General features: G+C 37.6%; 13 protein-coding genes. 12 read left to right on the top strand and 1 reads right to left on the bottom strand.

Annotated elements, in window-relative coordinates:
* Positions 1-131 precede the first annotated feature (131 nt).
* From FORMB_RS05290 to FORMB_RS05250, 9 genes are all read left to right on the top strand, one after another.
* On the top strand, positions 132-2,747 hold the full coding sequence (locus tag FORMB_RS05290) for a DUF5916 domain-containing protein (RefSeq protein ID WP_069676460.1): 2,616 nt from the start codon (positions 132-134) through the stop codon (positions 2,745-2,747).
* Between the two features lie 107 nt (positions 2,748-2,854).
* Positions 2,855-3,760, top strand: coding sequence for a heme o synthase (gene cyoE / locus FORMB_RS05285; protein WP_069676459.1), 906 nt, complete (start codon positions 2,855-2,857; stop codon positions 3,758-3,760).
* On the top strand, positions 3,751-4,332 hold the full coding sequence (locus FORMB_RS05280; RefSeq protein WP_069676458.1) for a cytochrome c oxidase subunit 3: 582 nt from the start codon (positions 3,751-3,753) through the stop codon (positions 4,330-4,332). The genes cyoE and FORMB_RS05280 overlap by 10 nt, the downstream gene beginning before the upstream one ends.
* 42 nt (positions 4,333-4,374) lie before the next feature.
* The gene (locus FORMB_RS05275) at positions 4,375-5,376 is read left to right on the top strand and encodes a cytochrome c oxidase subunit 3 (RefSeq protein ID WP_069676457.1); all 1,002 of its coding nucleotides are present in this window, start codon (positions 4,375-4,377) and stop codon (positions 5,374-5,376) included.
* Positions 5,377-5,394: 18 nt separating this feature from the next.
* Positions 5,395-5,838, top strand: coding sequence for a cytochrome C oxidase subunit IV family protein (locus FORMB_RS05270; protein WP_069676456.1), 444 nt, complete (start codon positions 5,395-5,397; stop codon positions 5,836-5,838).
* Between the two features lie 64 nt (positions 5,839-5,902).
* Positions 5,903-6,622 (top strand): hypothetical protein, encoded by a 720-nt coding sequence (locus FORMB_RS05265; protein WP_069676455.1) that lies wholly within the window; start codon positions 5,903-5,905, stop codon positions 6,620-6,622.
* A complete protein-coding gene (locus FORMB_RS05260) occupies positions 6,609-7,355 on the top strand; it encodes an SCO family protein (RefSeq protein ID WP_069676454.1) in 747 nt (248 codons plus the stop codon). Before FORMB_RS05265 ends, FORMB_RS05260 begins: the two co-directional genes overlap by 14 nt.
* Positions 7,348-7,881 (top strand): DUF420 domain-containing protein, encoded by a 534-nt coding sequence (locus tag FORMB_RS05255; protein WP_069676453.1) that lies wholly within the window; start codon positions 7,348-7,350, stop codon positions 7,879-7,881. Before FORMB_RS05260 ends, FORMB_RS05255 begins: the two co-directional genes overlap by 8 nt.
* A 3-nt stretch (positions 7,882-7,884) precedes the next feature.
* Positions 7,885-8,097: a hypothetical protein gene (locus FORMB_RS05250; protein WP_069676452.1), complete on the top strand. Its 213-nt coding sequence runs from the start codon at positions 7,885-7,887 to the stop codon at positions 8,095-8,097.
* 3 nt (positions 8,098-8,100) lie between these two features.
* Here the strand turns inward: FORMB_RS05250 and FORMB_RS13335 are convergent, their stop codons facing one another.
* The gene (locus tag FORMB_RS13335) at positions 8,101-8,343 is read right to left on the bottom strand and encodes a helix-turn-helix domain-containing protein (RefSeq protein WP_083243912.1); all 243 of its coding nucleotides are present in this window, start codon (positions 8,341-8,343) and stop codon (positions 8,101-8,103) included.
* A 381-nt stretch (positions 8,344-8,724) separates the two neighbouring features.
* On the opposite strand from FORMB_RS13335, the gene FORMB_RS05240 reads away from it, so the two are divergent.
* From FORMB_RS05240 to FORMB_RS05230, 3 genes are read left to right on the top strand one after another with little or no spacing between them, the layout of a single operon-like run.
* Positions 8,725-9,426, top strand: a complete 702-nt coding sequence (locus FORMB_RS05240) for an ABC transporter ATP-binding protein (RefSeq protein ID WP_069676451.1) — start codon at positions 8,725-8,727, stop codon at positions 9,424-9,426.
* On the top strand, positions 9,419-10,648 hold the full coding sequence (locus FORMB_RS05235) for an ABC transporter permease (protein WP_069676450.1): 1,230 nt from the start codon (positions 9,419-9,421) through the stop codon (positions 10,646-10,648). Before FORMB_RS05240 ends, FORMB_RS05235 begins: the two co-directional genes overlap by 8 nt.
* Positions 10,649-11,893, top strand: coding sequence for an ABC transporter permease (locus FORMB_RS05230; RefSeq protein WP_197493500.1), 1,245 nt, complete (start codon positions 10,649-10,651; stop codon positions 11,891-11,893). It begins immediately after the preceding gene.
* Positions 11,894-11,900: the final 7 nt, after the last annotated feature.

Here is an 11,900-nt window from a genome sequence, read left to right as displayed (position 1 = left end):
ATTTGCTATGGACGTTTTGATGATAAGTTATCGTATTTACCCTGATTGAAATAAAGTTTAACAAATAATTTTATAGGTTTATAAATTTCATTTTTAATATTTGTACTTCAAGAACCTGTAATTCTTACGCTATGAATTTTTTTAAGTTCCTATGTTGTCTCTTTTGTATAGGTTTCTGTACACTTACAGCGCAAGAAGAATCAAAGGCTCCTTCAAAAAAATACACAACCCTTGAAATTGAGTCCGCTAATGCACCCTCAATTGATGGAAATCTCGACGATTCAATATGGGCATCCGTAGAATGGGGGAGTGATTTTATCGAAGTCAACCCCGATGAAAACACAGAACCCTCTGTGCAAACCAAATTTAAAATACTCTACGATCAAAAACACCTTTACATCGCTTTAAAAGCATTGGATCCAGAACCCGAAACAATCACCAACCGCCTTTCGCGACGGGATGGATTTGTGGGAGACCGGATCAATGTCCTTATAGATAGTTACCACGATTTACGAACCGGCTTTCTGTTTACAGTCACAGCGGCTGGTGTACGAGGCGATGAATTTATCACGGATAATGGCGACAATATTGATGAGAGTTGGAATCCTATATGGAGTACCAAAGCCCTAATTGACGATGAAGGGTGGTCCGCTGAAATGAAAATTCCGTTAAGCCAACTACGTTTTAGTAACGATCAGAATCAGGTTTGGGGTTTGAATGTCGCTCGAAATTATTTTAAAAATAATGAATTTTCCGCATGGAATCGAATCCCTGTTGGTGCAGCGGGTTGGGTCAGTGAAGCCGGGGAATTACAAGGCTTGAAGAATATCAAGCCCCAAAAACAAATCGAAATACAACCTTTTATAGTCACGTTATTAGACAGTTATGAAGCCGAAGCAGGCAACCCTTATGCCGATGGCAATGATTTTAATTTGAATGCAGGCCTTGATGCAAAAATTGGCATTACGAACGATTTGACCCTTGACGTGACCATCAACCCCGATTTTGGACAGGTAGAAGCCGATCCTGCAGCGATCAACTTGGATGGCTTTGAGATATTTAATAGAGACCAACGCCCTTTTTTTGTGGAAAATAAAAATATTTTTGATTACCGATTCGCAGACAATCGGAACAATTTATTTTTTTCTAGACGAATTGGTCGTACTCCACAAGTGTACCCAGATACGGCTGACGAGGCTTTTGTGAATCAACCTCAAAATACAAAGATTTTGGGGGCTGCAAAATTTAGTGGAAAAACCAAAAATGGCTGGTCTATAGGTGTATTGGAAAGTATGACCTCAAAAGAATTCACAGAGATCAGTACCAATGGCAACACCTCCGAATCGCTAGCTGAGCCGTTTACTAATTATTTTGTCGGGCGGGTTCAAAAAGATTTTAATAAAAAAAACACCTTCCTCGGTGGTATGTTTACAGCCACCAATCGCTCCTTGACTTCACAAGTTTCTGATCTCAGAAAATCAGCCTATTCTGGGGGTTTAGATTTTAAACACCAATGGAAAAATAGGGCCTATTTTATGGAAGCTAATATTGTCATGAGTCATGTGCAAGGAAGTAAAGAAGCCATTAAACTGACCCAAGAAAATTTAACGCATCTTTTCAATAGAGTGGATGCAAGTCATCTTAAAGTTGATCCAAACCGTACCTCACTCACAGGAACTGGAGGCCGTTTTGGATTTGGAAAAGTAGGGGGGCAACATTGGAATTATAACGCGGGATTTAAATGGGTCTCTCCTGAACTCGAATTGAATGACATTGGTTTTTTGAGAAGTGCAGATGAGATGATTCAATATACTAACTTAAGATACAGAAGTATAAAACCTACAGGTATTTTTCGAGACTTTAACATGCGTTTTAATCAGTTTTCCTCCCATGATTTTGAGGGGAACTACAATAGAATGCAGTATGAGATAAAAGGTTCTGCGAGCTTCATCAACAACTGGGGTATCGATTTTGGGGCGGCTCATAAACCTCGTATTTTTTCAAACAGTGTTTTAAGAGGCGGGCCGCGTTGGCGGTTTTCTCAAGAAAATTTTCAATTCTTTTTTGTGGGTTCTGACCAACGGAAAAAATTTAACGGCGTTGTTGGGATCATTCATTCTCAAGCCAAAGAAGACAATTTTTCGTTATTAAAGTTTGAATCTAGGTTAAGCTACCAACCCACCAATGCGCTCAATATTTCATTGGCTCCAGAATATAGCATCTCCAAAAGTAAAACACAATATGTGACACAGCCAGATGAAAGTACAAGGTATGTATTGGGAACGATTGACAATCATACACTCACAGCCTCGGTGCGGTTTGATTACACCATCAACCCTAATTTATCGATTCAATATTATGGACAACCTTTTATTTCACGTGGCCGCTATACGGATTTTAAATATGTGACAAATCCAGTAGCAGACCAGTTGAAGGACCGTTTTCAGAATTATGACGCCAATCAAATCAGCATTAATGGAGATGATTTTCAGGTAGATGAAAATTTAGACGGTACCATGGATTATAGTTTTGAAAACCCCGATTTTTCGTATGTTCAATTCAACTCTAATTTGGTTTTAAGATGGGAATACATCCCAGGGTCCGAACTATTTTTGGTATGGGCACAAGGAGTTGCAAGCAGTATTGAATCGTCGAATGGTTTATTTGAAGGATTTCAAACGGGTATTTTAGACCAACGCCCTCAGAATATTTTCTTACTAAAAGCTACCTATCGGTTTATTTTATAACTAAATAAAACAAGGTTCAGTTAGGGGTGTTTATTTCCAAAATTTACGTGGCTAAAATAGATTTTAGAAGTATCTTTGCAGCTAAAATGTGAAGAAATTTCACCTTTATGTCGAACCACACTTACACAACATCTAAAGCAACAACATTCCTAGCCGATTTTAAGGCAGTCACCAAAATGGGCTTGTCTATTAGCGTCGTATTTTCATCCTTAGCAGGTTATTTATTAGCAGCCGATGTCGTTGATTTTCAGACTTTAGTTCTCTTAGCTATTGGAGGGTATTTTATGGTAGGCGCTTCTAATGTGTTCAATCAAATTATAGAGCGCGACTTAGATGTGCTCATGGACCGCACCAAAAACAGACCCATCCCCGCCGGAAGAATGACGGTGACTTACGCCTTTATCCTAGCAATTATTTTGACTGTTGCAGGACTGTCTATTTTATACAGTATCAACGAGCGTACCGCCATGTTTGGTGCCATTTCAATATGTTTATACACGAGTGCATACACCCCTTTAAAAACAAAAACTCCACTCTCCGTTTTTGTGGGAGCCATTCCCGGAGCGATTCCTTTTATGTTGGGATGGGTGGCTGCCACTGGAAAATTCGGAATTGAGGCAGGTGTCTTATTTATGCTTCAATTTTTTTGGCAATTCCCACACTTTTGGGCCATCGGTTGGTTTCTACATGAAGACTATCAGAAAGCAGGCTTTAATATGTTACCAACAGGAAAACGCGACAAAGGCACTGCACTTCAAGCCATTATATATACCGCTTGGACGATTCTTATTTCGATTGTACCTGTGTTTGGTTTTACAGGCAGACTACAGCTCTCTGTTGTCGCCATGATTCTAACACTTGCAGCCGGTTTTTGGTTTTTATACTACGGATTTAGACTGTTTAAAAATCTAACCGATAAAGCCGCACGCCAACTGATGTTGTCGAGTGTTGTTTATATTACTTTAATTCAAATTATTTACGTTTCAGATAAATTTATCAGACTATGGATTTAACGCAAGGTACTACCCAGGTAAAACAAAAGCGCGCAAAAAAAATGATGTTATGGTTTGGGATCGTCTCCTTAATCATGTCTTTTGCAGGCCTCACAAGTGCTTTTATTGTGAGTAGCTCACGAGAAGATTGGCTCTCCGATTTTGTACTGCCAAACTCATTTATATACAGTACCTTAATAATTCTTTTGAGCAGTATTCTTTTATATGCCGCGAAGCAAACCCTAAAAAAGAATCAGGCAACGACCACCACATCCCTTCTTATAGGCGTGTTAGTTCTTGGAATTGCATTTATCTATTCTCAGATTTTAGGATTCAATCAAATCATCGATTCAGGGTATAATTTCACAGGCCCTACCAGTAATATTACAATGTCCTATATATATGTAATTGCGGTGGTTCATATCGTGCATGTTCTAGCAGGGCTTGTATGTCTCATTGTGGTTATTATCAATCAATTAAATAAAAAATATTCATCGGAAAACACTCTTGGATTTGACCTTGCTTCTACATTTTGGCATTTTGTAGATATCTTATGGTTATATCTCTTTTTCTTTTTATATTTCTTTAACTAAATAAAATTCTTATTTTTGCACAACTCAAAATAAATTGCAGTTATGGACTCTACAGTAGTTAGCACCGGAACAGAAGGAAAAACTTGGGGCGGAGGGAATCAACCCCTCAAGTCAAGTTATGGTAAAATGATGATGTGGTTTTTCATCGTTTCCGATGCATTAACCTTTTCAGGCTTTTTAGCAGCCTATGGATTTTCAAGATTTAAGTTTATTGACTATTGGCCAATTGCCGATGAAGTCTTTACACACGTTCCCTTTTTGCACGGGCAAGAACTTCCAATGATTTATGTTGCTTTCATGACCTTTGTGTTGATTATGTCATCTGTGACCATGGTACTCGCCGTAGATGCAGGACATGAAATGAAAAAAAACAAAGTCATCTGGTATATGTTTTTTACCATTATTGGAGGGGCTATTTTTGTAGGCTCGCAAGCATGGGAATGGGCAACATTTATCCAAGGAGATTATGGAGCTGTACAAACCAAAGGTGGGAATATCCTACAGTTTGGGACCTATAAAACAATTGATGGTGAAGAAGTCTTTAAGCGCATTGCAGTCGAAGATTTCACAACCGCATCTCATACAGACCGTACACAACATGAAAATAAAAATGGGATTTGGTTTGTAGGTGAAGGCGCTTTACCAGCCTTTTCTGTGAGCGATGTATTCCACGGTTTAGAGTCACATCCAGATGTATTGGTAAGAACACAAACAATTAATGAGGAGGGCGAAAAGACAGTACTCTCTAGAGCAGCCTCTTTAAAGCAAGTTAAAAATAATGGAAAACGCTATGTAAAAGGAGCGAATTTGGAGGTCAATGAATATGGGACTCCCTTATTTGCCGATTTCTTTTTCTTCATTACAGGCTTCCACGGATTTCACGTATTATCAGGAGTTGTCATAAATATCATCATCTTTTTTAATGTAATTATTGGAACCTACGAACGTCGTAAAAATTACGAAATGGTAGAAAAAGTAGGTCTTTACTGGCACTTTGTAGATTTAGTTTGGGTATTTGTATTTACATTCTTCTACCTAGTTTAACCGCATATATTTTTTAAAATGGCAGAACACGCACATAAGTTAGAAATTTTTAGAGGCTTAATAAAGTTTAAGTCCAATACACAAAAAATATGGGGAGTCCTTTTGTTACTTTCCATTATTACAGCAGTAGAAGTGGTGTTAGGGGTTTACAAACCAGCTTCCTTAATGGTTCCGTCAATGACCCCTTTTGAGGGCGGGTTTGGAGCGTTATTAGGCAACATCCTATTCTCGGGATTCATATACATGAAAAGCCTTAATTTAATATTTATAGTGCTTACTATTGTCAAAGCCTATTATATTACTTGGGACTTTATGCACATGCGCGATGAAACAAAATCCCTTCGAAGATTAGTCGCTTGGACCGTCATCTTTCTTATTTGCTACCTCTTGTTTATTTTACTACAAGAAGGCGGCTATATAGAATCTGTGTACACAAACGGATATGTGAAACGCGATTTCTAAAAAATAGATAAATATTAACATTAAAAAGGCGGCTTATTAAAGCCGTCTTTTTTATTTTTGTAGTATGAATATCACCAAATTCAAAAAACCGTTTGTACTCTCGGTACTGTTTTTTTTACCCGTTCTATTTTTGTTGTTTTTATACCCTTCAAAACACAATTATAAGACACTGGATATTATTAAAAAAGACATTCCAAAGCTCACTAGTTTTGTAACTAAAGACGGAGAAGCCATACAATTAGAAAATCACCTCACCGTATTAGGATTTTTAGGAGACACACCGTTGGAAGATGCCATTTTAGCACTCAACCTAAAAGAATTGGTCTATGATAAGTTTAGAGGTTTTAAACGCTTCCAGATTGTTATTTTAGTTCCTGAATCCGCAAAGGCGCAAGTTGAACAGTTAGAAACAGAACTCAATCAATACGAATTCTTAGAGTATTGGAAATTTGGATTTGGAACACCTTCAGATATTTTAGTGGCCCATCAATCGCTCAAAATTTCAACCGTTTTAGATTCAAACCTAAGAACATCAGAGGTTTTTATTATTGATAGAGAACGCCATCAAAGAGGACGTTTGGACGATCGTGATAAAAACCAAATAAAAAAGAAAGTACCTCTGTATGGCATGAGTTCATACGATTGTTTGGAAGTCTCCATCCTTAAAAACAAAATGAGTGAAGATATGCGTATTTTGTTTACAGAATACCGCCAAAAACGCAAAGGAAATTTTAATTCTACAAGCCGTAGAGCAGACGATTTAAAAGCAGATGAAAAAAACTAGTTATTCATACGTAGGTGTTTCGTTTATCATTCTAATTTTTGGAATTATTGTGGTTCCTAAAATTATAGATCGCATTCAAAATAACGATATCGTAAGTACGGACGGGCGTAGTAAAGACGTTCAAATGACCGTTTCTGATACCACGCCTTTATCGTATCTTATCATCAATGGCGAAGCTAAAAAAGTGATGCCTTTTCAGTTTGTCAATCAAGATGGAATCATGATTTCCAATGCCAATTTTGCCGGCAAAGTGTATCTTGTTGAATTTTTCTTTTCAACCTGTCCAACGATCTGCCCAAAAATGAATAAAAATTTAGTGGACATTCAAAACACATTTCCAGACCGTCCCGATTTTGGAATCGCTTCGTTTACTATCAACCCAGAATACGACACCCAAGCGGTTTTAAAAACCTATGCCGATGATTATGGAGTGACCAATCCCAATTGGCATTTTATGACCGGCGATAAAGAGGCAATATACAATCTTGCGAATGCAGGTTTTAATCTATATGCTGCTGAGGTCGAAGGTGCCGATGGAGGCTTTGAACATTCAGGAAACTTTGCACTTATCGATAAAGAAGGGTACATTCGCTCCAGAACAGATGCTTTTGGAAATCCAAAAATCTATTACAAAGGAATTATTAGCCAAGCAGAACAATTTGATGAAGATGGCGAATCCGAAGACATCAGCGCTCTTAAAGAAGATATTTTAAAATTACTAGAAAATGAATAACACACCATTATCAGCTGAAAAAAAATACCAACTATGGATTAATGTTGTGTCCGTAGCCGTTCCTGTTGTAGTCGCATTACTGTTTATGGTGCGTTTACCGAATGTAGAGTCGCTTACATTTTTACCCCCTATTTATGCTTCTATAAACGGTATTACAGCTGTTTTATTGATATTGGCATTTGTTGCCATTAAATATAAAAAAATAGCATTGCATGAAAATTTAATGAAAACAGCCATTGTTTGTTCTTTCTTGTTTTTAGGAATGTATGTGGCGTATCACATGACCAGTGATTCCACAAAATATTTGGGAGAAGGTGGCATCAAATATGTCTATTATATTATTTTATTTAGCCATATCATTCTTTCAATAATCGTGATTCCCTTAGTGCTTATCAGTTACGTACGAGCGCGTCTTGGAAACTTTGAATCCCATAAAAAAATAGTGCGCTATGCATTCCCAGTGTGGCTATACGTCGCTGTAACGGGCGTAATTGTATATCTCATGATCCGCCCTTACTATATTTAAATCATGAAGCGAGCCACCCTTATATTGATTTTTATATTGCCATTTGCAAGTATAAGTGCACAGTGTGCAATGTGCAGAGCCGTTTTAGAGAGCGAAGTGGGCCAAGCCACAGCTAAAGGCGTTAACAACGGCATTGTGTACCTAATGATCATTCCCTATATTTTAATTGGAGGAGTAGCATTCTTTTTGTACCGCTATTTGAAAGACTCTAAATAAGAACTATTTCTTCAGTTCAAAGTTCATCAACTCAGTCATTGAGATTTTCAGCACCTTAGAAATTTTAAACAACGTTAAGATTGTAATGTTGCGTTTACCATTCTCGATATTAGAATAACTTCCACTATCCATATCACAGAGTTTGGCAACAGTTTTTTGACGTAGTTGTTTTTCTTGACGAATCAGTCTTATATGATAGCCCAAAGATTTCAAGATTATATTATTTTGTTCTTTGAAATTTCCCACAGAATTTAATAGTTAGTTAAAATTAAACGGTTAGATATTTATAAATTAGAATTTAGTTCAATTAATGGTATGGAATCCATTAAAAAAAGGATCAAACCATTCAATATTACAAATTATATATACAAATCTCGTGGTTTATTTAAGAAATCTACATCTTAAATGTGGTTTTTTTTTATTTATTGGACTATACTTCAAATTATTGAAATTTAAAAATATCAATTCTTTTAATAATGCGTTTCCCAACTAAAAAAAAGCCAATTTTTTGTTTAAAACGACCCTCTTTTTTTTTAACAATTTATTTTACCCTTTTTATGTAACAAAATGTAACTTTGAACGTCTTATTTATTCATTGTTCGTTCAATCAAGTAACCAAATCAAATTATGTTAGAAATAAAACAACTTCATAAATCCTATGCCATTGGGGATTCCAGTTTACATGTTCTTAAAGGGATTGACCTTTCTGTAGCACAGGGCGAGATGGTCGCTATTATGGGATCTTCAGGATCTGGGAAATCAACTCTTCTGAACATCATAGGCATGTTAGACGAAGCAGATGGAGGAGACTATATACTAGATCAAGTTCCTATTAAAAATTTGACAGAAAAGAAAGCCGCGATTTATCGCAATAAATTTTTAGGATTTATTTTTCAATCGTTTAACCTTATTAATTATAAAAATGCCCTTGAAAATGTAGCGTTGCCTTTGTACTATCAAGGCCTCAAACGAAAAGAACGTCAGGAAAAAGCACGTTTTCACCTCGAAAAAGTAGGCCTCTTAGATTGGGAAACGCATTTGCCAAGTGAATTGTCTGGAGGACAAAAACAACGGGTCGCTATTGCCCGTGCCTTAGCCTCCGATCCAAAACTCCTTTTAGCAGATGAACCCACAGGTGCGCTAGATACGACCACCTCTTACGACATCATGGCATTTTTACAACAACTCAACAACGAAGGCAAAACGATTTTAATCGTCACCCACGAGGAGGATATCGCTGCCATGTGCAAACGCATTGTACGTTTGCGAGATGGCGTCATTATGGAAGATAAAAAAGTAACCCAAGTTAGAGCAGAATCCCATGTTTGATATCGATTTTTGGCGCGAAATTTTTCAAAGCATCAACAAAAACCGCACACGAAGTTTGTTGTCCGGATTTACGGTGACCTTTGCGATTTTGTTATTTACCATATTATTTGGGCTTGCCAATGGGTTAAACAACACCTTTGCAGAAGCCTTTGTGGACGATGCTGCCAATGCCATGTTTATCCGCTCAGGAACAACAACCAAGGCCTATAAAGGCATGCAAGCGGGACGACGCATACAGTTTAGAAATGAGGACTATGAATACATCAAAACAGATTTTGATGACGATGTAGAGTTTATCACCTCTCGGATTTATAAAAATGTGGCCGCCTCCTTTAGAAATGAAAAAAATAACTATTCCTTACGCGCCGTACATCCTGACCACCAGTATTTAGAGAAAACCAAAGTATATCAAGGACGCTATATCAATCAACGCGATATGGATCTAAAAACCAAAGTGGTCGTCATAGGCAAGTTGGTCAAAGAAGATTTATTTTTAAAAGTGGATCCCTTAGGGAAGTATATTAATTTAAGCGGGATTCCTTATAAAGTTGTCGGTGTTTTTTCAGATGACGGTGGCGATGACGAAGAACGACTGCTGTATATGCCGCTCTCGACAGCCCAGCAAGTTTATGGCAATAATGATTATGTCGATCAAATTAATCTTACTTACAAACCCGAACTAGATTTTAACCAAGCGATTGATTTTGGATTGGATTTAGAGAAAAAATTAAAAGAACGGTTTTTAGTCGCCACTAACGACCAGCGCGCGGTCCGCATTTTTAATATGGCGATGCAAAATAAAGGCATCAACCAAATGACTTCGGTTCTGGGGATTCTAATCTTAATTATTGGGATGGGAACACTGATTGCAGGCATTGTAGGGATTAGTAATATTATGATTTTTATTGTCAAAGAGCGCTCTAAAGAAATCGGCATCCGAAAAGCCTTAGGCGCTTCCCCAAAATCGATTGTTTCTATTATTTTGGTTGAATCTATTTTTATAACCACCATTGCTGGCTATTTTGGGTTGCTGTTGGGTGTTGGAATTTTAGAATGGGTGGGTCCAAGTTTGAAACCTTATTTTATTACAAATCCTTCCGTGAGTACAAGCCTTGTAGTTTCAGCGACGCTTACACTTATAGGAGCCGGAACTTTAGCTGGGTATTTACCCGCAAAAAAAGCATCAAAAATTAAACCCATAGTGGCACTAAGAGACGACTAGATGATTAAATTTTTATTTGATAGAGATACATGGCAAGAAGTCTATGATAGCATGAGCAAAAATAAATTGCGCACGGGCATCACTATGGTGGGTGTTTGGTGGGGTATTTTATTGCTCATCACCCTTTTGGGAGCTGCCCGTGGAATGGAAAATTCGTTTAACCGTGCGTTTGGCGATTTTGCGACCAACAGTGTTTTTGTATGGGGACAAAGTACAAGCAAACCTTTCAAAGGATTTCAGGAAGGAAAAAGAGTGCAGCTCAAATTGTCACATGCCAAAAAAATAGAAGAAAACGTAGAAGGCATCGAATTTGTAGTCCCTCGAAATCGAAACCAAGCACTGGTTGTCCGTAATTTTTTATCAGGGACTTATAGTATAAACGGGGATTATCCTCTACTAGATAAGGTACAAAAGAAGAAATTATTAAAAGGGCGCTTCATCAATCAAAACGATATTGATGGCAAAAAAAAAGTGGCTGTTATTTCAGAAGACATCTACAAACAATTGTTTGAAAAAGATGAGCAAGCTATTGGTCAATATATCCAAATGAATAGTATCAATTTTACAGTAATTGGAGTCTCACAAAATAGCAATGCTAATATGGGCCCAAGCAGCGATATTCACATTCCATTCACCACCTTTCAGCAAATTTATAATCAAGGCGACACAATTGGGTGGCTAATGATTACAGGTAAACCCGAATATAACATCAAGCAAATTGAAGAAGATGCTAAATTGCTATTGCGTAATTTGAATAAAGTCCACCCCCAAGACAAGCGTGCTTTTGGAAGTTTTAACCTAGGAAAGGAATTTGCTAAAATCACTGGGTTTTTAAAAGGAATGCAATTTTTAACATGGTTTGTGGGCATTGCAACCCTCATTGCGGGCGTGTTTGCCATCGGAAATATATTATTAATTACCGTGAAAGAACGCACCAAAGAAATTGGTGTGAGACGCGCACTAGGAGCAACGCCTTTTGAAATCAAACGCCAAATTGTAGTAGAAGCTGTATTTTTGACCCTCGTAGCAGGATTGTTAGGCATTATTTCAGGGGGATGGATGTTGATTGCGGCGGACAGTGCATGGGGACAAGGCGATGACGCAACACTCGTAAACGCCTCCGTATCCATAGCCGTCGTTTTTGTAGCCTTACTGCTCCTTGTCACCCTCGGAACACTCATAGGGCTCATCCCTGCATTTAAAGCCACAAGTATCAAACCAATAGAAGCATTAAGAGAAGAATAAAAAACCA

Origin of the sequence: Formosa sp. Hel1_33_131 (assembly GCF_001735745.1) — a bacterium.
Classification (GTDB): Bacteria; Bacteroidota; Bacteroidia; order Flavobacteriales; family Flavobacteriaceae; genus Hel1-33-131.
Note: the sequence above shows the minus strand (reverse complement) of the source record. Positions and strands in the feature narration are given on the sequence as shown.

What these genes read in the sequence shown, in the direction of transcription:
- FORMB_RS05290 (WP_069676460.1), top strand. Translation starts at nt 132, where the DNA reads ATGAATTTTTTTAAGTTCCTATGTTGTCTCTTTTGTATAGGTTTCTGT.
- cyoE (WP_069676459.1), top strand. Translation starts at nt 2,855, where the DNA reads ATGTCGAACCACACTTACACAACATCTAAAGCAACAACATTCCTAGCC.
- FORMB_RS05280 (WP_069676458.1), top strand. Translation starts at nt 3,751, where the DNA reads ATGGATTTAACGCAAGGTACTACCCAGGTAAAACAAAAGCGCGCAAAA.
- FORMB_RS05275 (WP_069676457.1), top strand. Translation starts at nt 4,375, where the DNA reads ATGGACTCTACAGTAGTTAGCACCGGAACAGAAGGAAAAACTTGGGGC.
- FORMB_RS05270 (WP_069676456.1), top strand. Translation starts at nt 5,395, where the DNA reads ATGGCAGAACACGCACATAAGTTAGAAATTTTTAGAGGCTTAATAAAG.
- FORMB_RS05265 (WP_069676455.1), top strand. Translation starts at nt 5,903, where the DNA reads ATGAATATCACCAAATTCAAAAAACCGTTTGTACTCTCGGTACTGTTT.
- FORMB_RS05260 (WP_069676454.1), top strand. Translation starts at nt 6,609, where the DNA reads ATGAAAAAAACTAGTTATTCATACGTAGGTGTTTCGTTTATCATTCTA.
- FORMB_RS05255 (WP_069676453.1), top strand. Translation starts at nt 7,348, where the DNA reads ATGAATAACACACCATTATCAGCTGAAAAAAAATACCAACTATGGATT.
- FORMB_RS05250 (WP_069676452.1), top strand. Translation starts at nt 7,885, where the DNA reads ATGAAGCGAGCCACCCTTATATTGATTTTTATATTGCCATTTGCAAGT.
- FORMB_RS05240 (WP_069676451.1), top strand. Translation starts at nt 8,725, where the DNA reads ATGTTAGAAATAAAACAACTTCATAAATCCTATGCCATTGGGGATTCC.
- FORMB_RS05235 (WP_069676450.1), top strand. Translation starts at nt 9,419, where the DNA reads ATGTTTGATATCGATTTTTGGCGCGAAATTTTTCAAAGCATCAACAAA.
- FORMB_RS05230 (WP_197493500.1), top strand. Translation starts at nt 10,649, where the DNA reads ATGATTAAATTTTTATTTGATAGAGATACATGGCAAGAAGTCTATGAT.